This is a genomic window from Saccharospirillum alexandrii (assembly GCF_004000275.1).
Taxonomy (GTDB): domain Bacteria; phylum Pseudomonadota; class Gammaproteobacteria; order Pseudomonadales; family Natronospirillaceae; genus Saccharospirillum; species Saccharospirillum alexandrii.
In genome coordinates this window covers 153,981-175,032 of sequence record NZ_RCIP01000002.1, presented here as the reverse complement: position 1 = coordinate 175,032, position 21,052 = coordinate 153,981, and the positions used below count along the sequence as shown (strand labels likewise).

The window sequence follows — 21,052 nt, the reverse complement described above, 5'->3', positions numbered from 1 at the left end:
GGCTGACACACCTCAGGCACAAAAATCTGGCTACGTGAACCTGGTCACGCTTGAGTGAGACGCTTTACCTGCCTTTACCCGATTCTCACTCGGCTTTACCTGACGCTGCTTGCCCGGCCTCCAGCTTGCTATAGCATCGGTCGCACGCTTTACCCAGTCAGCAAGGGAATTAACGGTATGACCAGCCAGACCATAGATTTGAACGCAACACCGAATGAGATTCGTGAATTCAACACGCCGAATGAACCCGCTGAGCCGACGAAAAAGCACCTCGGCGAAGCCCCGCGTGCTTTTCACCCGCTGGGGTTCAAGGCACTGAGTCATGTTGGCAAGCAGTTGATGGTTCGGGTATTTACCGTCTTGTTTTACGGTTTGTCAGCGTTACTGGTCATCAGTGGTGTGTTCCATTTTTCCACCGAAGTGATGACCGGTGAGCGCAGTTTCATGTCCACCACCGTCAACCTGGTCAACTCACTGATCATCGGGCTGGCCATGTTCGAGCTCGGGGCGGGCATCAGCAAGGAGTACACAGAATCTGACCAGGAAGAGAATGTGTTTACCAACATTCGCCGAACCATAACCCGGTTTCTGGGTACGGTGTGCATTGCGCTGGTGCTCGAATCGCTGATCATGATCATCAAGTACAGCCAGCTCGATCTGGCCGGCAATCTGATGTATCCGGTCGCCATACTGGGTGGCGCCTCGGTATTGCTGATCTCGCTGGGTGGCTTTCTGGCGCTTACCCGAGGTCACACTCAATAGCCGGTGCGACTGCTAAAGGGGCAAGGCGGTGGTGTACTTCAACTGCTCCATCGCAAAACTGCTGCTCACATCCGCCAGTTTCACCCGGCTGACCAGTCGCTTGTAGAAACGATCATAGGCGGCGATGTCGCTAACCACCACCCTGAGCAGATAATCCACGTCTCCGCTCATCCGATAGGCTTCCATGACCTCGGGCATGGCCAGCACCGCTTCGGTAAAGTCCGTCAGCCAGGTGTCGTTGTGTTCGCGGGTGCGAATAAAAACGAACACATCGACGCCCAGCGCCAGAGGTTGCCGGTTCAGCAGTGCAACCCGACGGCGAATGTACCCCTGGTCTTCCAGTGCCTGGATGCGACGCCAGCAGGGACTGGTGGTTAGATTGACCTTGTCGGCGATGGCCTGCACCGACAGGGTCGCATCCTGTTGCAACAGGTTTAAAATGGCTATATCGATAGCGTCAGGCAATTTATGCCTCCAGATTGGTAAATTTAAGAAATTATTTTCTGAATTTAGCCCATTTATCGCAAAAAATGAAATACATTGGGACTCTCAAGGCGTCACACTGGTTGGGTAATGATTAACGGGAACCTCCCATGACCGCACACAGTACCCGCCCCATAGCGACCAGCCCCGATTGGGCCCGTCTGCGCGCCAACACCCTGCCGATACCCGGCAACCGGCTTTATGCCGACTGGACCGCCAGTGGGCGGCTTTATCGTCCGATCGAGCAGCGCTTGCTCGAGGTCGCCGGCCCGATGATGGCCAACACCCACACCGAAGACAGCCTCACCGGCGGGTTTATGACCCGGGCACTGGACGAAGCCCACCAGATCATGCGTCAGCACGTGAAGGCCGCCCAGGACGATGTGCTGTTGTTTACCGGCACGGGCATGACCGGGGCACTGGCCAAGCTGGTGCGAATGCTGGGGCTCTGGGTTCACGAAACCCACCGCGAAGCAGTGCTGGCGACGCTGATCCACCGGCCCCGGGTCTATGTGACCCATATGGAGCACCACAGCAACCACACTCTGTGGCTGGAGACGCTGGCTGAGGTCGTGATCATACCGCCCACCCAGTCCGGCGAGGTGGATCTGGACTGGCTGGCCGGGTCACTGCGCGAGTTGCCGGCCCGTCAGCCTGTTATGGCCTCCGTCACAGCCGCCAGCAATGTGACTGGCGTGGCGGCACCCTATCGCGCCATCGCACGACTGATGCATCAGGCGGGCGGACACTGTTTTGTCGATTTTGCCTGTGCAGCCCCCTACGTCGACATCGACATGCACCCCGCAGACGATGAACCCCTGGATGCCGTGTTTTTCTCACCCCACAAATTTCTGGGCGGGCCCGGGGCCAGCGGTGTGCTGGTGTTCAATTCAGCGCTGTATCACAACCGGGTACCGGAGCAGCCCGGTGGCGGCACCGTGGTCTGGACCAACCCCTGGGGCGAGCATCGCTTTTATCAGGACATTGCAACCCGTGAATCGGGCGGAACACCGGGCATTTTGCAGAGCCTGAAAGCAGCGATGGCGGCGCAATTGAAAGATGAGATTGGCGTGAGCGCTATTGCTCAGCGTGAGCATGAGTTAAACCAGTATTTTCTGCAGAGGCTGGACCGCATTGCCGGCGTTCAGTGCCTGGCCCGGGAGCAAAGCGACCGACTCAGCGTCTTTTCAGTCGTCATCGAGGGCCTGCACTACCAGCAGGCGGTGCAGCGGCTGAGCCGTGAATATGGCATTGAGGCCCGGGGGGGCTGTGCCTGCGCAGGCACCTACGGACATTATTTGCTGGGCATAGATCGCGCGACCAGCCAGGCCATTACCGGTCAGCTGGACCGGGGCGAACTGGCCGCCAAACCTGGCTGGGTTCGGCTGAGCTTTCACCCGATGATGACCACGGAGGACCTTGACCGGATTTTATCCGCATTGGAGGCCCTGACGAGTGGCGGGAGAGCGACGAGTTCACAATCGCCTTTGAATATGGCCCAGCTCTGGGGTGGCTGGACTACTGGTTCAAATTTTAGCGTTTGATCAGGAGATGAGCACCGGGTGCCGGGTATGCCTCTGTGGGGAAGTCTGAGGCATGGACTAAAACGCCAGGAGCGTTTTAGCACGAGCGCCGCGAGCCCGAAGGGTGAACCCCATGGATGGGGTTCATATCCCGAAGCCTAGGCCCCATGGATGGGTTGAGTGGGCGGCATCCCGCCCGACCCCACAGAGGCATACCCGGTATCCGGTGCGGCCCAAAACCACTGAATTGAGCCTACCCCAGGAGCCTGGGTGCTAGCCAGCAGCGCTCAGTGACTGAATTTGATCGCGTAGGCTGAGCGCTTCTGCTCGTGCCGCCTCGGCAAAGTCGGTGCCCTGGCTGGCGTAAAGTATGCTGCGCGAGGCATTGATCATCAGTCCGCGCCCCGGAGCCGTTTGCCCGTTGTGTACTGTGCCGGGCAGGTCGCCCCCCTGGGCGCCGATGCCGGGTACCAGAAACGGCAGGTCCGGAGCGGCCTGACGAATGCGCGCCATTTCTTCCGGGGCCGTGGCGCCGACCACCAGAGCGATGTTTTTATTTTGATTCCAGTGCTGCTGGGCGCGTCGCGCCACGTGAATGTAGAGCGGTTCGCCGTCGATCAGCAAGTTCTGGAATTCGGCCGCCGAAGGGTTCGACGTGCGGCACAGGAGAATGACGCCTTTATCGGCATGGTCTGCAAAAGGCAGAACGGTGTCGGAACCCATATAGGGGTTAACCGTGACCGCGTCGGCGCCGTAATGTTCGAACGCTTCACGGGCATACATGGCGGCGGTAGAGCCAATGTCGCCCCGCTTGGAATCCAGAATAACCGGAACGTCCGGATAGCGGGCTTTGATGTAGGCAATGCTCGCCTTCAGTTGCGCTTCGGCTTGCTCGGCCGCGAAATGGGCAAACTGGGGTTTGTAGCAACAGGCCAGATCTGAGGTGGCGTCCACAATGGCTTTGTTGAACGCCAGAATGCCGTCACTCTGTTGCTGGAGCGGGGCGGGCAGCCGGTCGATAAAGGGATCGAGCCCGATGCAAACCTGGGTGCCCTGGTCCCAGCGCCGGGCGATGGCGTTCATAAAGGTCACGGTGGTTCCCCCTGCTTGCGAATGGCCGCTGCGACCGTTCAAAGTGATTTGAAAAAGACTTTCGAATTACGCTGAAAGTTGTACAGGCTCTGCCGTTCGGGTGGCAGTTCAGCCACGGGTGCTGACTCAAAACCGCGTTCGGCAAACCAGTGTGCGGTCTGGGTGGTCAGCACGAACAAGCGTTCAACCTTGTGCTCGCGTGCGCGTTTCTCCAGCGCCCGCAACAGGGCATCACCACGACCGGACTGGCGATAATCCTGATGCACCGCGACGCAGGCCAGCTCGGCTACCTGGGGTTCTGTGTCGGGAATCAGGTACAGGGCGGCACAGCCGACGATCATGCCGTCGCGTTCGTTGACGTGAAAATGGGAGATTTCATTTTCCAGTTTTTCGCGGTCACGGCGCACCAGAATGCCCCGCTCTTCCAGCGGTTGCAGCAGGGCGAGAATGCCGTTGATGTCATCGGGCCGGGCCGGGCGAAAGGTGTCGTAGCGATCGCGGGCGATCAGTGTGCCGACGCCGTCGCGGGTAAAGAGTTCTGCCAGCAAGGCACCGTCCTGGTGGCCGTCGATCACGTGGCAGCGCGGAATGCCGGCTTCACTGGCGGCCAGCGCTGTCAGTAATTCGCGCTCGCCAGCGGCCAGTCCGGTTTTACCCTCAAGACACCGACGCAGTTCGAAGGCGTCCATTTCTTTCTGGTTGCCGGTTACCGGGTGCGGGTTGTCGCCGACGATGACGATTTTGTCGGCGTCCATCCGGCGCGCGGTCTCGACCATCAGATGATCCGGTGCCAGATAAAAGACCTCTCCCGTGACCGAATAGCCCAGCGGAGGCATCAGCACGATATTGCCTTTGTCGAGGTGTTCGCGAATGGCCAGGTGATCGATGCGGCGCACGCGCCCCTGGGCCAGCAAGTCGACACCGTCGACAACGCCCGTTGGGCGCGCGGTCACAAAATTACCGCTGATCACCCTGACCCGGGCACCGTGCATTGGCGAATTGGCCAGCCCCTGGGTGAATTGCGCTTCCAGCCGGCTGCGCCAGTGGCCGATGCGATTGAGAATGGCATCCATGGCGTCGCCATCGATCTGAGCGTGTTCATCGAGTCGCAATTCGCCGACTTCATCTTCAGCATCGAACAACAGCAACAATTTCATACCCAGGCTGTTCAGCAGGGCCAGGTCACTGACCAGGGCATGCACGGACGACGGGCTGAGTACGGTGCCGCGCACCCAGACCACCGCGGTTTTTCCCCGGTAGGCATGAATGTAGGGTGCGCTGTTGCGAAAAATACGAACAAAGTCGGTCAAGGCGGGTCTCCTTAGTTGCCGCCATGATACCGGATAACGCCTGCCGGGCTCTACCGCCAGATACAGACCGTTGTCACATCACTTTGGAAAAACGCTGACGGTTCTGGTCGCTCAAATAGGCATCGAAGACCATCAGGATCGGGCGAAGCAATAACCGACCGAGAGCTGTTACGGTTACCCGGTGCTGATTCAATTGCACCAGGCCGTCCTGTTCCAGATCGGTCAGTTGCTGCCACTCGCGGCTAAAATCCCGATCGGGATCCAGGCCATAGCGTTCTGCAACAGAGCCCAGGTCAATCTGCCCCTGGCAGGCCAGCTGGTTGATGATGTCCCGCCGCATCTGGTCATCCCGAGTCAGGAAATAGCCGCGCTGAACCGCCAATGTGCCCTGCTTGAGTGCGTTGTAGTAGGGGTCGAGTTGGCTGTGGTTCTGGATGAAAGCGCCCTGTATCTGGCTGATGCCGGAGACACCGAGTGCCAGCATGTCGGTTTCTGCCTGAGTGGAATACCCCTGAAAGTTGCGTTGCAGGCTACCATCGGTGAGCGCTTTGACCAGGGTGTCGTCACGCCTTGCAAAATGGTCCATGCCGATATAAACATAACCGGCGTCCTGCAATTTGATGATGCAGTGCTGCAGAATGCGAAGTTTTTCATCGGCGTTCGGCAGGCTGTCGCTGCTGATTCTCCGCTGAGCCACAAAGCGATCTGGCAAGTGGGCATAGTTGTACAGGCTGATGCGATCGGGTCCCAGATCGAGCACCTCGTCGAGCGTTGCATCAACCCGGCTGACGGTCTGGTAGGGCAAACCATAAATCAGATCGAAGCTGATCGACTCGAAGGCCAGGTGCCGCGCCTGATGCACCAGGGGTTCCACGACTGACTTTGGTTGTACCCGGTGAATAGCGACCTGAGTCTGGTGGTTGAAATCCTGAATCCCGAAGCTCAGCCGGTTAAACCCGCGCTGGCGCAACAACTCCAGCATGTCGGCCGAGGTTTCCCGGGGGTCGAGTTCAATGGAGTATTCGCCCGGCCGGTCGATTGGGTTCCAGTCGAAATAAATCGACAGTCGGTCGAGCAGCTGCCGCATCTGATTCACTGTCAGAAAGGTGGGCGTGCCACCACCAAGATGAAGCTGGGTAACGGGGCGCTGGCCAAAATCGTGTGACATCAACGCCATTTCCCGTTCCAGCCAGGTCAGGTAGTCGTCGCCCCGGGTGCTGCTTTTTGCAGCCACCTTATTGCAGCCACAGTAATAGCACAGGTGGCGACAAAAGGGGATGTGTACGTACAGCGACAGGGGCGCCAATGAGGTTGTCTGCGGGCGATAGTGCTCGCTGGCCGCGGCTGCACTGATGTCATGAAACTGGGCAGCGGTCGGGTAGGAGGTGTAGCGCGGTCCCTGGACGTTGTACTTTTCGATCAGGCGCGCATCCCACTGAATGGACTGGGCGTTGAAAGCCGACATGGCGTGTGCTCGCTGTGCTGAAGGGTTGACAGCGTGCAAGCCTAAGTCTTTGGTTGCAGGGGAGTGCTGATCTGGGTCAAAACAGGGGCAGAAAACTGGTGTAGGCCATGTTAGCCGCCGGACGAGTGACCACTTAGGGTCACTGCCAGCGCTTGGGCTGTCAGGCCGGTTGCTGAAAAAATTCTCGAGAGCCGTAGACCACCATGGTCTTGCCTTTCACGCTAACCAGACCCTGTTCTTCCAGGTTCTTCAATACCCTGCCAACCATTTCGCGTGAGCAACCGACAATTCGACCGATTTCCTGGCGGGTAATTTTGATCTGCATGCCCTCGGGGTGCGTCATGGCATCGGGCTGCTTGCACAGGTCGAGCAAGGTGCGTGCGACACGACCGGTAACGTCCAGAAATGCGAGGTCGCCAACTTTGCGGGTTGTAGCGCGCAAGCGGGTAGCCATCTGTTCGCCAATAAAATACAGAATGCGGGCGTCGTTTTGGGTGATCTCACGAAATTTCGTGTAGGAAATTTCGGCCACTTCGCACTCGGTTTTGGTTTTAACCCAGGCCGATCGCGAATCCATGGCGTCGAACAGGCCCAGTTCGCCGAAGAAATCACCGGCGTTCAGATACGCCATGATCATTTCCCGGCCGTCGTCATCCTCGATAATGACCGAAACGGTGCCTTTAATGATGTAGTACAGGGAGTCGCTTTTGTCTCCGGCGTATATCAGGGTGGTTTTGGATGGGTAGCGACGGCGGTGGCATTGCGACAGGAAGTAGTCGAGATGCGTATGTTCGAGTGACTGATTAACCATGATCTCTGCTTTCCAGTGTAGCGTCTACGGCCGGGGGGTCACTGCCTGATCAGCCCCGGGGCTCCATGTTGTATGTTCGGTCTAACCGCTGTGCGACGAACGCAACAAAGACCGGTTGCTCCAATCTGCATCAGATTAAAGGGTAACCCGTCTGCGAGTATAGACCGAATTACGTGAATTCGGGCACAGAATGTCTGTGCGCAGTGTGCGAACACTGCTCGGCATTATGGGATATTCAATCGATTCTGGCTATGGGCTCTGCCTATTTGTATGACTTGCGTCCCGTTTTTACAAGTTCATTGACCATTATGGCCAGAATTCGGAGCCAGCGTTCATTGAGTGGCAGTGGCACGCGGCGGACACCGGCGGTGCCTCTGAGGGATCGGGCGGAATGCCGCCCACTCAACCCGTCCATGGGCCTAGACCGCAGGATATGAATCCCCTCCATGGGATTCACCCTTCGGGCTCGCTGCGCTCATGCTAAAACGCTCCCGGCGTTTTAGTCCATGCTGCGTACTACCCCTCAGAGGCACCACCGGCATCCGCCACTCGACTCGATGCCAGCACCAAACTCAATTAATAATGCATAACACGGAGGATTCAGCCTCTATTCGGCTTTAAATCAGACTGTGCTAGGCTTCGCGCCTCAGACGGTATTGAACACTAACCCGGGCCCGCTCAGTCGGGTTTCAGAGGAGTAATGAAGCGTGAAAGCAACGGTTGCATGGGCAGGTGGCAAGGCCTTTTCATACGAGTCGGAATCTGGCCATCATGGCTATATGGATGGCGCCGCTAAAGATGGCCCGGGCAGCAAGGGCCCAAGCCCGATGGAGTTGATACTGAATGGCCTGGGCGGCTGTACCTCTTATGATGTGGTCAACATTCTTCAGAAAAGCCGCCAGGACGTGATCAACTGCGAGGCGCAGCTGAGCGCTGAGCGCGCTGACACCGTGCCGGCGGTTTTTACCAAAATACACATTCACTTCATCGTTACCGGGCGTCAGCTTAAACCTGCTCAGGTAGAGCGGGCCATTGCGCTCTCGGCCGAAAAGTACTGTTCGGCGTCCATGATGCTGGAGAAAGGTGGCGTTGTGATCACTCATGACTTTGAACTGGTTGATGTTGAGTGAAATTGGTAAGCATGATGAATATGCCGTTTACCATTGCGACAAGTGCGGGTAGTTAGTTTAGCCAATGTAGTAAGTGTTGGCTGCCGGGTAGGCTTTTCCGGGGAAGTCTGAGGCATGGACTAAAACGCCTGGAGCGTTTTAGCATGAGCGAAGCGAGCCCGCAGGGTGAACCCCATGGATAGGGTTCATATCCCGAAGTCTAGGCCCCATGGATGGGTTGAGTGGGCGGCATCCCGCCCGGCCCCGGACAAGCCTGCCCGGTGGCCAACACGGATTCTGGCACTAGCTGTAGTAAAATTAGCCACCAAGAACAGCGACTTCGAACTTCGAATATTCGTTGAAAAAATGCTGGGCTCATCCGGGTGTGATCCGCATAATACGGCCCGCTCTAGTACAGCCCGGCTGTGCTGTGCCCCGTGGGACGACTGGATTGACGGTTCAGTCCCTTGAAATTGCCGGCCTGTAAGAGGTTCCATTGCTCATGAATGACGAATTGCGTTTACACGGATTCAACAATCTGACCAAATCGCTCAGCTTTAACATCTATGACATTAATTACGCGAAAACCGAGCAGCAGCAGAACGAGTACATTGCCTACATCGATGAAATGTACAATGCCGACCGCCTGACTGAAATTCTGACTCAGGTAACTGACATTATTGGGGCCAACATATTGAATGTGGCCCGTCAGGATTACGAGCCACACGGTGCCAGCGTCACGATTCTGATCTCCGAGTACCCGGTTGACGGCAACGAGGACTTTTCCACCGCGACGCCGGGGCCAATGCCCAATTCGGTGGTGGGGCACCTCGATAAAAGCCACATTACCGTTCATACCTATCCGGAAAGCCACCCGGATAACGGCATTTCGACCTTCCGTGCCGATATCGACGTCAGCACCTGCGGCGTTATCTCGCCACTGAAAGCGCTGAACTTCCTGATTCACTCCTTCGACAGCGATATTGTGACCACCGATTACCGGGTGCGGGGCTTTACCCGGGATGTCGACGGGCGCAAGCACTACATCGATCACCAGATCAATTCAATTCAGAATTATCTGGCGGAAGACACCAAGCAAGCCTATGAAATGATCGATGTGAATATTTATCAGGAGAATATCTTTCACACCAAAATGCTGTTGAAAGAGTTCAATATCGAAAATTACCTTTTTGGCAGCGGTGTTGATGCCTATTCCGAGTCTGAACTGAGCAGCATCACCGAACGACTCTGGCGGGAAATGCAGGAAATCTTCTACTCGCGCAACATGAGCAACGGCCCCGGCCCCACTCATTCCGGCTGAATTGTTCAAACATTGAACAGGTTTGCTGTAAATTTTGGCGATCGGCTCGAATAGACCGTAAAGTGTGATGAATATCGCCTATTCCTGACTGTACACCCCGGCCCGGCAAGGTAAACTGACATTAAGAATACATCGTCTATCAGGATGATGGTTGCCAGCCGGGCCGCATTGTCGCCATCCACCCTGGGTGGAGCTTAGTGTAACTGGCTGAATTATAACTATAAGCATCAGCAAAACGGGTAGTCTCATGGGTCAGGAAATCGAATTGAAGCTCAGTATTCGTCCTTCAGCGGTCGAAGCTTTCAGATCACATCCGGTGTTGTCCTCACTGCCATCCCAGTCTTCTGCGCTCGAAAACCAGTATTACGATACGCCTGATCAACAACTGACGCAGTCCGGTACGGCACTGCGCTTGCGCTTTCAGGGCGGTCACTGTGTACAGACGCTGAAAACCCGGGGCTCCAATGTGGGCGGGCTGCACCAGCGCGACGAGTGGGAAGTTGAGCGGCCCGATGGCCAGCTTGATCTGTCGGAATGCCCGGACGGCGTGCTGCCAGAAGGCGTTGCCGGCCGGTTGACACAGCTGTTTAGCACCCGGTTTAACCGGCACCGTTGGCTGGTACAGCACCAGGGGGCCGATATCGAAGTTGTGCTGGATGAAGGAGAGGTGTCCGCGGGCACCGATTCCCAGGCGATCAGTGAAGTCGAGCTTGAATTGAAGTCGGGTGGTCTGGCGGCCTTGCTGTCATTGGCGCATGAACTGACGCGCAGTATCCCGCTGGTGCCTTCCGATATCTCCAAGGCCGAACGCGGGTACCGCCTGCTGAACAATGCAGTGCCGATAAACCTGCCGTTGCCAGCCATTGTGGCTCAGCAGAGCATGGAGAGTGCATTTTGCGCGCTCTTCGGTTACGAACTGGAGCGCCTTCAGCGCCAGTGGGACCTGTTCTGGATGACGCAGCAATGGTCTCAGGTACAGGCCATGCTGGTTACGCTGGGCAATATGCAGACGGAATTTGAATGGTTCAGCGATATTCTGCCAACCCGACATCGTCTCCAGGTTAAAGCCTGGGTGGGCTGGCTCGAAGGCGCTATACGGCCGCTGGTCTCCTGGTGGCCAGCGTGTTTTGCGCTCAGTCAGGATGCCTGCAGCGAGCCGGAAAACATTGCCGTCAGTTTGCAACAGGCCAAGGCCATTCGGGCGTTGGAGGGCATTGAAGATCTGGCGAGCAATGCCGATTTTGGCCATACGCTGATGTCGATGACGCAGTGGTTGCATTTGCGCAGCTGGCGGGAAGATCAGACCGAAGAACACAAGTGTGCGTCCGAAGTTGCGGTGAGCGATGGTCTCGACCGTTCTCTCTCCACGGCCTGGCAGGCGTTCAACCCCGATCAGTTTGCCGGCAGCACCAGTCATGCACTGGCTCAGTACCCGGCCGTGCACCGCTTGTTGATGCTGTGCCAATACTTCAACACGCTTTACAGCGAAGACTTGGATCATTACCAGGCTGAACTCCAGGCGCTTGAAGACAACCTGTCGAAATTGTCGGCCATGGATGTCGTCAGTCGTCTGCACGAATGGCTGAACGACTTGCCGCTCGAGCAGCAGGCTTCGGTCTACAGCTGGACGCGCAGCCAGCCTGTACTCTTGCGCGACATCAAGCAACTGGCGGGTCGCCTGTTTGATTCCCGGGATGCCGTACTGGAGGTGTAATCTTGGCCGCAGCCTCCTTGTTGCCGGGTCGGTTAGACATAGACAGCGTATTGCGGGCACTGCAGGACGATGGCCGTCTCAGCGCCGAGCAGACCGACCGGGCCCGTCGCAAGGTGCGCCCGGGCAAGGAGCATCCGCTGCAGCGTCTGGCCTCGCTCGAGTTGACCGACCTGGCCAATCCCGCCAAAAAACTCAGCCTCAATGCGCTGACGCAATGGCTGGCCGAACACGTTGGTTTACCTTACCGGAATATTGACCCGCTGAAAGTTGATGTCACCCGCATCACCGATGTGATGTCGTATGAATTCGCGCGTCGTTACAACTTGTTGCCTCTGGTCATTGAAGACGACGTGGTGGAAATCGCTACCAGCGAGCCATTGCTGACCGGTTGGGAAGACGCGATCGAACAGGTTTCCCGGCGCAGCATTCGCAAAGTTGTAGCCAGCCCCGAAGACATCGACCGCTTTTCACTCGAATTTTATGCACTGAACCGGTCGGTGACCGGTGCGGTTGGGCGTAAGTCGGCAGCCGGTATCGGCAACTTTGAACAACTGATTGAACTCGGCAATCTGCAGAATGTCGAAGCCAACGATGAACACATCGTCAATATCGTCGACTGGTTGTTTCAGTATGCATTCGATCAACGCGCCAGTGATATTCACGTCGAACCACGACGCGAGTATGCCCATATCCGGTTTCGAATTGATGGCATCTTACACGCCGTCTATCAGATGCCCATTCAGGTGGGCCAGGCTGTGGTCAGCCGCATCAAGATTCTCGGCCGGATGAACGTTGCTGAGAAGCGCAAACCTCAGGACGGACGGGTTAAGACCAAAACGCCGGAAGGTCAGGAAGTGGAGCTGCGGCTGTCGACCCTGCCAACCGCATTCGGCGAAAAGCTGGTGATGCGGATATTCGATCCGGAAGTGTTGCTGAAGAGCTTCTCTGCGCTTGGATTGCAGGATGAAGACCTCAACAACTGGAAGCAGATGATCCGCAACCCGAACGGCATCATTCTTGTGACCGGGCCGACCGGCTCGGGTAAAACGACCACGCTGTATTCAACGCTGCGCACCCTGGCCACGCCGGAGGTGAATGTCTGCACCATTGAAGACCCGATTGAAATGGTGGAGCCGGCGTTCAATCAAATGCAGATTCAGCAGAACATCGATCTCAGTTTTGCCGACGGCATTCGCGCTCTGATGCGTCAGGACCCGGACATCATCATGATAGGTGAGATTCGCGACCTGGAAACCGCGCAGATGGCCGTGCAAGCAGCACTGACGGGCCACCTGGTGCTGTCGACCGTGCACACCAATGATGCCCCTACGGCCATTACAAGATTGCTCGATCTGGGCGTGCCCAGTTATCTGATCAAGGCCACCGTCCTGGGCGCCATGGCGCAGCGCCTGGTTAGAACCCTGTGCCCGCATTGCAAGACCACCACTGACGCCAGTGACGATATCTGGCAGCAACTGGTCAAGCCCTGGTCGGCACCGAAACCGGCGTCGTTCTACCAGCCGGTAGGGTGTCTCGAGTGTCGCAATACCGGGTATTTGGGTCGTTCAGGTTTGTATGAAAGCTTTCTGATGAGCGGTGAGCTGGCCGGCTTGGTGACGGACGACTGTGATCCGCAGCGGTTTCGCAAGCATGCCATCAAGCAGGGCATGCTCAGCTTGCGTTTATCCGGAGCCCGGAAGGTAGCAGCCGGTATTACCACGCCGGAAGAAGTGTTCCGCGTGACGCCGGAAGTGCGTTAGAGGTCCACGCATGACCCGGCTGTTAGCAGGGAGCGACACCGGCAAGGTCAGAAACGCCCTAGACCCGGTAGACCGTCTTGGTCATCACCTTTGACACCTCCGTCATGAGTCGCTTCACCGGGGTCGGGAATGCCTGACCACCGGCTGCAAGGGCGTGTTCGGCATGTCGTTCTTCATCGGCCAGCATGCGCTCGAGAATGGCGGTTGAGCGAGGGTCTTGCCGGTCAATCTGATTCAGGTGGTCGCGCAGATGCGCACTGACCTGGTCTTCTGTCGCAGCGACAAAACCCAACGACCAGCGGTCACCGGCCATGCCTGCCATCGCTCCCATGGCATAGGAAAGCCCGTAAAATATTGGGTTCAGGAAGCTGGTACGGCTGTTCAGTTCGTTGAGACGCTGCTCGCACCAGGCCAGATGGTCGAGCTCTTCTTCAGCGGCCTGGTCCATGTCTTCCCGGACTTGCGCCAGTTTCGCGGTGAGCGCCTGGCCCTGATACAACCCCTGTGCGCAGACTTCACCGGTGTGATTGATGCGCATCAGACCGGCAATATGCTGTGTCTGAGCGGTGTCCAGCGCCGGTATGTCCTGATCGTCGACCGGCAGTGGCTGGCGCGCCTGAACGGCCCCCGGCGTCAGCGTCTTGAGGGCGTTGTCGAGGTGGGCGACCAGACGATCAGAAAAAGAGTGACTTCTTGGCATGGGTACGTTCCCGGTTGGCCTGAATATCAGGCATGGCTTGCATAAGCGTTTGTTTCAGTGCCCGGCCGGATACCGGCTTAGTCAGCAAATACTGAATATTAAGCCGGCTTTCATCGAGATCGACATGACCGACATCAACCCCGGTTAACATGATGATAATAATGTCCTTGTTCAGACTGCTGTCAGCGCGAATACGCTCCGCCAGTTCGATGCCGGTCATGCTCGGCATATTCTGGTCGAGGACCAGAACATCCACCGGCGTGCCCTTGTGAAATTCGTTATGGAGATTGGCCAGAGCTGACTGGCCATTGCTCATACTGAAGACATCCATGCCCCAGCTCATGCCCAGATGCTCTATGACCTTGCGGCAGGTGAGGTTGTCGTCGACGACCATGAGTCGCATCTGGTCCAGATCCTGAACCGAATAGTCATCGACTTCGGTGGTCGCGCTGATTTCGGCCAGTGGCAGATCAATCCAGAACGTCGTGCCCATGCGCAGCTCGCTGCTGAAGGTTATTTGGCCACCCAGCAATCCGACCAGAATGCGGGTAATGGGCAAGCCCAGGTGCATATCACGCGGCGCCAGCTGATCTTCGGCCCGAACCGCCGGAAAGTCGAACAGAGTGCTTTTCAGTTCCTTGGGCAGGCCGGGCCCCGTATCGGTCACGCTGAAGCGGATGCGGTTGTGATGCCAGGGTTTGACCTGAATCAGAACCTCGCCGTTGTCGGTGTAATTCAGGGCGTTGTCGAGCAGGTTGCTCAGGACCTGGGCAATGATCTGGGCGTTGCCCCGATAGCGTGTCGGCAGTTCCGGCGCAACGTCCATCACCAGTTCCAGTTGCTTGGCATGGGCGAGGCGAGAGTAGGGTTGAATGGCGTCTTCCAGCAAATCGTACAGATCAAACTCGTCTTCGCCTTCCGGCAGCCGGTTCAAGCCGATGCGCACCAGATTTTGCAACTGGTCCGCCTGGCGCAGCAAGGAAAACCCGGCCGCTTGCACGGTGTTCACGTACTCCTGCTGGTGAGCCGACAAGCTGGTGTCTTGCAACAATTCGGTCATGCCGAGCACACCGTTGATCGGACCGCGCATTTCGTGGTTCAGTTTGCGTAACAGGGGCCAGTGCAGGTTGGGCAAATTAAGTCCGTCGACCGCGAGTCGCGAGTCACTCTTGCGGGCAACACCAAAGGCCGCCCAGCCGACTAACAGGGCGGCGGTCACGGCGAGGCTGTGCAATGCGAAGGCATTCAGGGCAATGCTCTTAATCAGGCCGAGGCTGGCGGTCATGATGACAATGAACAGAATCAGCAGATTGCCTACACCGGCCAACAACCAGCCTTCATAGGGAGCCTTGGCATCCCGCCGATAAAGCCAAAGTGCGACAACGGTCAGTAACAGCACCGGGATCAGGGTCAGAAGAATCGGACTGAAGGTGCGTGACATTGGCAGCAGGGTCACCACAGCCAGCACGGCGAGCAGGCGCAGCAGCCAGGTCAGGCTTTCGCGCAGCCAGGCGGGATAGCTTTCTTTGCGTACCTCAGCCAGCAGGCCAAGCATACTCATAAGAACCGTTACTCCACCCACGTTACGCGCATGAATGTCCAGGTAGCCCTGACCCGGAATCACGAAAGACGCCAGGCCACTCCAGCCTGCATTGATCGCGATAAAACCCAGGTTTAGCAGCAGCGCCCACAGAATGGCAGCGGACCTTAGCTTGAACCAGCCGATCAGCGCGATCAGCGCCAGCACCCACTGGACGGCAAATAGCGCTGAATGAGTGCTGATGCTGCGTGCGACCCTGAGCTTAAGCGTGCGCTCATCCACGACAGAAATAAGGGTGTTTAGCGGATCGGCCGATTGCAGCTTGATGTACAAATATTGGTTTCCGGGTTGAATCGGTACCGGAAGAACGTAAGTCCCAAGTGGCTCCGGCCGACTGTCCAGCGGCACGCTGGCGCCTGAACGAACGCTGCTAAAGGTCAATGCAGCGGCACTCTCGTTAAAACTGGTGTAGGCGGTCGGGTTGGTGCTGGGGTAGTAGATCTCGATCAGATGGTTCGCGTGGCTTTCTACGAAAAATGAATAGCTACGGGTCTGGCCACCAGAGTTATTGACCGGTACACGGATCCAGTAGGCGCCATCAAAGAGGCCGCTGCGCAACAGGCGCTGGTGCAAGGGCGTGAACTGATTGGCCAGCCCTTCCTGTTGCAGCTGGTAGACAGAGTATTGGTTGTCAGCATCGAACAGGTAATCCGAATGCTCAAGGATGTTAATGTCCAGAGAGCTCTGGTTGAGTAAGATGGGCTCATCGGCCGCTGCCAGACTCGTCAGCAGAGTGAGCGCCAACAGCCGCATGATGGCAGCGCTGGCGCTGTGGATCAGTCGAACAGTTTTCACAAGGCAGAGCTCCGGCACCGAACGTCCCTGGGCGCCAGCTGATTGCTGATGCCCGCGTGGGCGCAGTATAACGCCGTCGGGCACTGGCCCCAAGTCGGTGCCGCAGAAGTCGGGGCTTTCGCCCCGATGGCTGTGCCGGTCAGTCGCGGTTGATCGCCCGGTGGCCGATGTCGGTACGGCAGTAGCGATCTGCGAACTGAACTGACTCGACCGCCTCATAGGCACGTCGTTGGGCATCGCCAATGGTCTGGCCCAGAGCCGTGGCACACAGCACGCGGCCACCCTGGGTGACTGTCTCACCCTGGTCGTTCAGGCCTGTACCCGCCTGAAAGACTTTGGCATCGGGACCGAGGTCTGTGTCCAGACCGCTGATGACATCGCCCGAGCGATAACTGGCCGGGTATCCGCCAGCGGCCAGTACAACACCCAGCGCCGGTCGCGGGTCCCACCGGGTCTGCTGCCCTTCGAGTCTCCCTTCAACCGCTGCCAGGCACAGGGCTACGAGATCCGATTGCAAGCGCATCATGATCGGTTGGGTTTCCGGATCACCGAAGCGGCAGTTGTATTCCAGCACGTTGGGTGTGCCATCAGCGGCGACCATGATGCCAGCGTAGAGAAAGCCCCGGTAGCGGTTGCCCTCGGCTTGCATACCATGCACGGTGGGATAAATCACCTCATCCATGATGCGCTGGTGCAATTCATCGGTGACCACAGGGGCAGGCGAATAGGCACCCATACCCCCCGTGTTGGGTCCGGTGTCGCCGTTGTCGCGCGCCTTGTGGTCCTGGGAGGAGGCAAAGGGCACGACGGTGTCACCATCGACCATGACGATGAAGCTCGCTTCTTCGCCAGTCAGGCATTGCTCAACCACGACGCGTGAACCGGCGTTACCGAACGCATTGCCAGACAGCATGTCGTCGATGGCGGCGATGGCTTCTGCTTCGGTCCGGGCGACGATGACGCCTTTGCCGGCCGCCAGTCCATCGGCTTTAACGACGATGGGTGCGCCTTTTTCCTGCACAAAGGTTCGGGCTGCAGCGGCGTCGGTAAATACCTGGTACCAGGCCGTCGGGATGGCATGGCGCTGCAGGAAGTCTTTGGTGAATGCCTTGGAGCCTTCGAGCTGGGCCGCACCTTGGGTAGGGCCGAAAATAGGCAGGCCGCGTTGCTCGAACAGGTCGACCACACCAGCGACCAGCGGGGCTTCCGGGCCGACGATGGTCAGGCCAACCTGGTGTTCCTCAGCAAAGCGGGCCAGGCCGTCCAAATCCAGAACGTCGATGGCAACGTTCTCGATTCCGGTTTCACGAGCTGTTCCGGCATTGCCCGGTGCGACATAAACCGTGTCGGCCAGGGGGCTTTGTCGGGCTTTCCAGGCCAGGGCGTGCTCACGCCCGCCATTGCCAATGATCAGAATGTTCATAACAGTTGTCCTGTAGTTCTTGCCGCGATGGGCGCAGTCGTTAGGGTGACGAGTCGGGTATCAGTGGCGGAAATGACGCATGCCAGTCAACACCATGGCAATGCCATGCTCGTCTGCAGCGGCGATGACTTCGTCGTCGCGCATGCTGCCACCCGGCTGAATGACGGCTTTGACGCCCATCTCAGCGGCCTGGTCGAGGCCATCCCGGAATGGAAAGAAGGCATCGGATGCCATGACCGAGCCGGCTATGCGCAGCCCCTCGTCGGCGGCCTTGATGCCGGCGATTTTAGCGCTGTAAACGCGGCTCATCTGACCCGCGCCGATGCCGACGGTCTGGCCGTCTTTGGCATAGACAATGGCGTTGGACTTAACGAACTTGCACACCGACCAGGCGAATTGCAGGTCGAGCAGTTGTTCGGGGGTTGGCGCTGTTGTCGTGACCAGTTTGAATTCATCGGCCGAGACCTCGCCCAGGTCCCGGTCCTGAATGAGCAAGCCACCGTTAACGCGCTTGAAGTCGAAACCGGGCAGAGCGCGGTCCCAGAAGCCACTGCTGAGCAGGCGAACATTGGGTTTGGCGGCAACGATGGAGGCTGCTTCAGCACTGACCGAGGGCGCTATGATCACTTCGACAAACTGACGGTCAATAATCGCATGGGCCGTGGCAGCATCAAGCTCGCGGTTGAAGGCGATGATGCCACCAAAAGCCGAGGTCGGGTCGGTCTGGAAGGCCCGTTCGTAGGCGGCCAGCTGCGTATCAGCAACCGCCACACCGCAGGGGTTGGCGTGTTTGACGATGACACAGGCCGGTTGTTCGAAGCGCTTGACGCATTCCAGAGCCGCATCGGTATCGGCAATGTTGTTGTAGCTCAGCGCCTTGCCCTGCAGGCTGGTGGCGGTGGCTATGCTGGCCTCGGGGGTCTCGGTATCGACGTAAAACGCCGCTTTCTGGTGCGGGTTTTCGCCGTAGCGCATAACGTCTTTCAAGTGCCACTGCTGATTGTAGGTGTGCGGGAAAACGGCTTTTTCGGGAACGCTGGCCGGGTCGGTATCGAGGTCTACCCGGCCGAGGTAATTGGCGATCATGCCATCGTACGCCGCCGTATGTTCAAAGGCGGACCGGGCCAGCCGGAAGCGGGTGGCATGCGACAAGCCGCCGCTGGCATCCCATTCGCTGAGAATAACCGGATAATCGTCCGTGTTGACGACGATGGCCACGTCGGCGTGGTTTTTGGCCGCTGAGCGCACCATGGTCGGGCCGCCGATGTCGATGTTTTCAATGGCGTCGGCCAGGGTGCAGTCCTCCCGGCTGACGGTGTCGGCGAAGGGGTAGAGGTTGACCACGACCAGGTCGATGGCATCAATACCGTGCTCGTTCATGACCGTGTCGTCCTGACCGCGCCGGCCCAGAATGCCACCGTGAATCTTCGGGTGCAGCGTCTTTACCCGGCCGTCCATCATTTCCGGGAAACCGGTGTGGGCGGATACTTCAGTTACCGGAACTCCAGCGTCGGTCAGCAGGCGAAAGGTGCCCCCGGTGGACAACAGCTCGACACCGCGCTGGTTGAGTTCACGGGCAAAGTCGACGATGCCGGTTTTGTCGGAGACGCTGATCAGGGCGCGTTGTGGCGTTTTGGTCATAAGATCCTCGAACGATCGGTCAGTGGCTTGCGGCGGCAGACGCGGTGCCGGGTTGGGCCGGTTTCAGTCAAAAAGCAGAGTCTGTGATGGTCAATCTGGTGCAACTGGTCAAAAACCGGTTGCCCGAAATGCAAAAAGGCGACTCGACGTCGCCTTTTTCGTGGTTAGAGCAGCCCGTACTGCTTCAGTTTTTTGCGCAAGGTACCCCGGTTGAGGCCGAGCACCCGGCTGGCTTTGGTCTGGTTGTCCCGGCTGAAGCGCATGACGGCCTCGAGCATGGGGGCTTCCACTTCGCTCATGACCATCTGGTAGACATTGGCAACGTCCTGGCCTTCGAGGTGGGCAAAGTAGTTGCGCATGGCAATTTCAACGCTGTCACGCAAAGTCTGGGGGTTGTCGGCCGAGGAGTGGATGTTCAGTGAATCTTTTGAATCAGGGCGCTGAGGGTCCTGGGCAACGGTGTCGAGGTTCATGCTGCTGTATCCTTTAACGATGTCAAACGTTGAAAAAGGGTGGCTATAACCTGGAGCTGCTCACGCGGTTGCTCCAGGTGATTGAATGCTGAGAGTGTCGTCCGGTCGACACCCCGGGCTTTGAGATACCAGCCCACGTGTTTACGGGCAATGCGCACGCCCATGTAGTCTCCATAAAACTGATGCAGCGACTGGACATGTTGGCTCAGCGTTGCAGCAACTGTGTCCAAATCCGGCTCTGGCAGTATCTCGCCATGGGCCAGGTAATGATTGATCGCCTGAAAGATCCAGGGGTTCCCCTGGGCCGCACGGCCAATCATTACACCGTCGGCACCGGTGACTGAGAGCACCTTGGCTGCTTGCTGCGGGCTGTCGATATCGCCATTGGCGAGCACCGGAATGCTCACGGCCTGCTTAACCTGCGCGATGGTGTCGTACTCGGCCGAGCCTTTATAGGCATCGGCCCGGGTCCGTCCATGCACCGACAGCAGCGCAATGCCGAGGTCTTCCGCCATGCGAGCAATGGTGACGGCATTGCGCTGGTCTGGCGACCAGCCAGTCCGGATTTTCAGGGTAACCGGGACATCAACCGCCCCAACCACGGCGGCCAGGATGTCCCGAACCAGACCTTCATCGCGCATCAAAGCGGAACCGGCCGCCTTGTTGCACACTTTTTTGGCCGGGCAGCCCATATTGATGTCGATAATCTGTGCGCCGCGGGTCACATTGGCCTGCGCAGCCTGCGCCATCATGTCGGCGTCGCCACCGGCAATCTGGACACTGATTGGCCCCTGTTCACCCCGGTGATCAAGCCGCCAGCGAGACTTGTTGCTGTTCCACAGGCGAGTATCACTGGTGACCATTTCCGACACGACCAGCCCCGCACCCAACGACCGGCACAGAGAGCGAAACGGTCGATCGGTGACTCCGGCCATAGGCGCCAGGACGGTCGGTTGTGTAATGGTATAGGGGCCGATGGCAAACACAGTAATCGGTTAAAAATTGCTCAGCTCAAGGGCGGGGAATGATACTGGCTCTGGCGTTCAGATGAAAGATTGACAATCCGTTTC

General features: G+C 57.9%; 17 protein-coding genes. 6 read left to right on the top strand and 11 right to left on the bottom strand.

The genetic code is table 11. The annotated features are described in order from the left end of the window. The first annotated feature begins 177 nt into the window (after positions 1 to 177). A complete protein-coding gene (locus tag EP166_RS08655; RefSeq protein ID WP_220432530.1) occupies positions 178 to 762 on the top strand; it encodes a hypothetical protein in 585 nt (194 codons plus the stop codon). A 12-nt stretch (positions 763 to 774) separates the two neighbouring features. Here EP166_RS08655 and EP166_RS08650 read toward each other — a convergent pair whose 3' ends face one another. Further along, a complete protein-coding gene (locus tag EP166_RS08650) occupies positions 775 to 1,227 on the bottom strand; it encodes an Lrp/AsnC family transcriptional regulator (RefSeq protein ID WP_127556433.1) in 453 nt (150 codons plus the stop codon). A 128-nt stretch (positions 1,228 to 1,355) separates the two neighbouring features. Here EP166_RS08650 and EP166_RS08645 point away from each other — a divergent pair, with 128 nt between their 5' ends. Continuing rightward, positions 1,356 to 2,789: an aminotransferase class V-fold PLP-dependent enzyme gene (locus EP166_RS08645; protein ID WP_127556432.1), complete on the top strand. Its 1,434-nt coding sequence runs from the start codon at positions 1,356 to 1,358 to the stop codon at positions 2,787 to 2,789. A 252-nt stretch (positions 2,790 to 3,041) separates the two neighbouring features. On the opposite strand, the gene pyrF is transcribed toward EP166_RS08645, so the two are convergent. The 4 genes from pyrF to crp form a co-directional block, all read right to left on the bottom strand. Further along, positions 3,042 to 3,851, bottom strand: coding sequence for an orotidine-5'-phosphate decarboxylase (gene pyrF / locus EP166_RS08640; RefSeq protein ID WP_127557861.1), 810 nt, complete (start codon positions 3,849 to 3,851; stop codon positions 3,042 to 3,044). Between the two features lie 47 nt (positions 3,852 to 3,898). Next, on the bottom strand, positions 3,899 to 5,170 hold the full coding sequence (argA, locus tag EP166_RS08635; RefSeq protein ID WP_127556431.1) for an amino-acid N-acetyltransferase: 1,272 nt from the start codon (positions 5,168 to 5,170) through the stop codon (positions 3,899 to 3,901). A 73-nt stretch (positions 5,171 to 5,243) separates the two neighbouring features. Further along, positions 5,244 to 6,635, bottom strand: coding sequence for an oxygen-independent coproporphyrinogen III oxidase (gene hemN / locus EP166_RS08630; protein ID WP_127556430.1), 1,392 nt, complete (start codon positions 6,633 to 6,635; stop codon positions 5,244 to 5,246). 160 nt (positions 6,636 to 6,795) lie between these two features. After that, entirely contained in the window at positions 6,796 to 7,446 is a 651-nt protein-coding gene (gene crp / locus EP166_RS08625; RefSeq protein WP_028669485.1) for a cAMP-activated global transcriptional regulator CRP, read from the bottom strand. Between the two features lie 707 nt (positions 7,447 to 8,153). Between crp and EP166_RS08620 the strand changes: the two genes are divergently transcribed. The 4 genes from EP166_RS08620 (at position 8,154) to tfpB (ending at position 13,350) form a co-directional block, all read left to right on the top strand. Then, positions 8,154 to 8,576 carry an OsmC family protein gene (locus EP166_RS08620; protein ID WP_127556429.1) on the top strand — a complete coding sequence of 141 codons (423 nt, stop codon included), beginning with the start codon at positions 8,154 to 8,156 and terminating at the stop codon, positions 8,574 to 8,576. Positions 8,577 to 9,057: 481 nt separating this feature from the next. Continuing rightward, positions 9,058 to 9,876: an adenosylmethionine decarboxylase gene (gene speD, locus EP166_RS08615; RefSeq protein ID WP_127556428.1), complete on the top strand. Its 819-nt coding sequence runs from the start codon at positions 9,058 to 9,060 to the stop codon at positions 9,874 to 9,876. Positions 9,877 to 10,123: 247 nt separating this feature from the next. Continuing rightward, on the top strand, positions 10,124 to 11,590 hold the full coding sequence (locus EP166_RS08610; RefSeq protein WP_127556427.1) for a CYTH domain-containing protein: 1,467 nt from the start codon (positions 10,124 to 10,126) through the stop codon (positions 11,588 to 11,590). Beyond that, positions 11,590 to 13,350, top strand: coding sequence for a type IV pilus assembly ATPase TfpB (tfpB, locus tag EP166_RS08605; RefSeq protein ID WP_220432566.1), 1,761 nt, complete (start codon positions 11,590 to 11,592; stop codon positions 13,348 to 13,350). The genes EP166_RS08610 and tfpB overlap by 1 nt, the downstream gene beginning before the upstream one ends. A 58-nt stretch (positions 13,351 to 13,408) precedes the next feature. Here tfpB and coq7 read toward each other — a convergent pair whose 3' ends face one another. From coq7 to dusB, 6 genes are all read right to left on the bottom strand, one after another. Further along, positions 13,409 to 14,050: a 2-polyprenyl-3-methyl-6-methoxy-1,4-benzoquinone monooxygenase gene (gene coq7 / locus EP166_RS08600; protein ID WP_127556425.1), complete on the bottom strand. Its 642-nt coding sequence runs from the start codon at positions 14,048 to 14,050 to the stop codon at positions 13,409 to 13,411. Further along, a complete protein-coding gene (locus EP166_RS08595; RefSeq protein WP_164743874.1) occupies positions 14,025 to 16,445 on the bottom strand; it encodes a hybrid sensor histidine kinase/response regulator in 2,421 nt (806 codons plus the stop codon). Before EP166_RS08595 ends, coq7 begins: the two co-directional genes overlap by 26 nt. Before the next feature lie 139 nt (positions 16,446 to 16,584). Next, a complete protein-coding gene (gene purD, locus EP166_RS08590; protein ID WP_127556423.1) occupies positions 16,585 to 17,868 on the bottom strand; it encodes a phosphoribosylamine--glycine ligase in 1,284 nt (427 codons plus the stop codon). A gap of 60 nt (positions 17,869 to 17,928) precedes the next feature. After that, positions 17,929 to 19,509 carry a bifunctional phosphoribosylaminoimidazolecarboxamide formyltransferase/IMP cyclohydrolase gene (gene purH / locus EP166_RS08585; RefSeq protein ID WP_127556422.1) on the bottom strand — a complete coding sequence of 527 codons (1,581 nt, stop codon included), beginning with the start codon at positions 19,507 to 19,509 and terminating at the stop codon, positions 17,929 to 17,931. A gap of 164 nt (positions 19,510 to 19,673) precedes the next feature. Beyond that, positions 19,674 to 19,982 carry a DNA-binding transcriptional regulator Fis gene (fis, locus tag EP166_RS08580; RefSeq protein ID WP_028669477.1) on the bottom strand — a complete coding sequence of 103 codons (309 nt, stop codon included), beginning with the start codon at positions 19,980 to 19,982 and terminating at the stop codon, positions 19,674 to 19,676. Further along, complete coding sequence (dusB, locus tag EP166_RS08575; RefSeq protein ID WP_220432529.1) at positions 19,979 to 20,968, bottom strand: tRNA dihydrouridine synthase DusB; 990 nt, start codon at positions 20,966 to 20,968, stop codon at positions 19,979 to 19,981. Before dusB ends, fis begins: the two co-directional genes overlap by 4 nt. Positions 20,969 to 21,052: the final 84 nt, after the last annotated feature.

Excerpts from the sequence above, each read along its gene's own strand:
- EP166_RS08655 (WP_220432530.1), top strand. The coding sequence starts at position 178 with ATGACCAGCCAGACCATAGATTTGAACGCAACACCGAATGAGATTCGT.
- EP166_RS08645 (WP_127556432.1), top strand. The coding sequence starts at position 1,356 with ATGACCGCACACAGTACCCGCCCCATAGCGACCAGCCCCGATTGGGCC.
- pyrF (WP_127557861.1), bottom strand. The coding sequence starts at position 3,851 with ATGAACGCCATCGCCCGGCGCTGGGACCAGGGCACCCAGGTTTGCATC.
- hemN (WP_127556430.1), bottom strand. The coding sequence starts at position 6,635 with ATGTCGGCTTTCAACGCCCAGTCCATTCAGTGGGATGCGCGCCTGATC.
- crp (WP_028669485.1), bottom strand. The coding sequence starts at position 7,446 with ATGGTTAATCAGTCACTCGAACATACGCATCTCGACTACTTCCTGTCG.
- speD (WP_127556428.1), top strand. The coding sequence starts at position 9,058 with ATGAATGACGAATTGCGTTTACACGGATTCAACAATCTGACCAAATCG.
- EP166_RS08610 (WP_127556427.1), top strand. The coding sequence starts at position 10,124 with ATGGGTCAGGAAATCGAATTGAAGCTCAGTATTCGTCCTTCAGCGGTC.
- coq7 (WP_127556425.1), bottom strand. The coding sequence starts at position 14,050 with ATGCCAAGAAGTCACTCTTTTTCTGATCGTCTGGTCGCCCACCTCGAC.
- purD (WP_127556423.1), bottom strand. The coding sequence starts at position 17,868 with ATGAACATTCTGATCATTGGCAATGGCGGGCGTGAGCACGCCCTGGCC.
- purH (WP_127556422.1), bottom strand. The coding sequence starts at position 19,509 with ATGACCAAAACGCCACAACGCGCCCTGATCAGCGTCTCCGACAAAACC.
- fis (WP_028669477.1), bottom strand. The coding sequence starts at position 19,982 with ATGAACCTCGACACCGTTGCCCAGGACCCTCAGCGCCCTGATTCAAAA.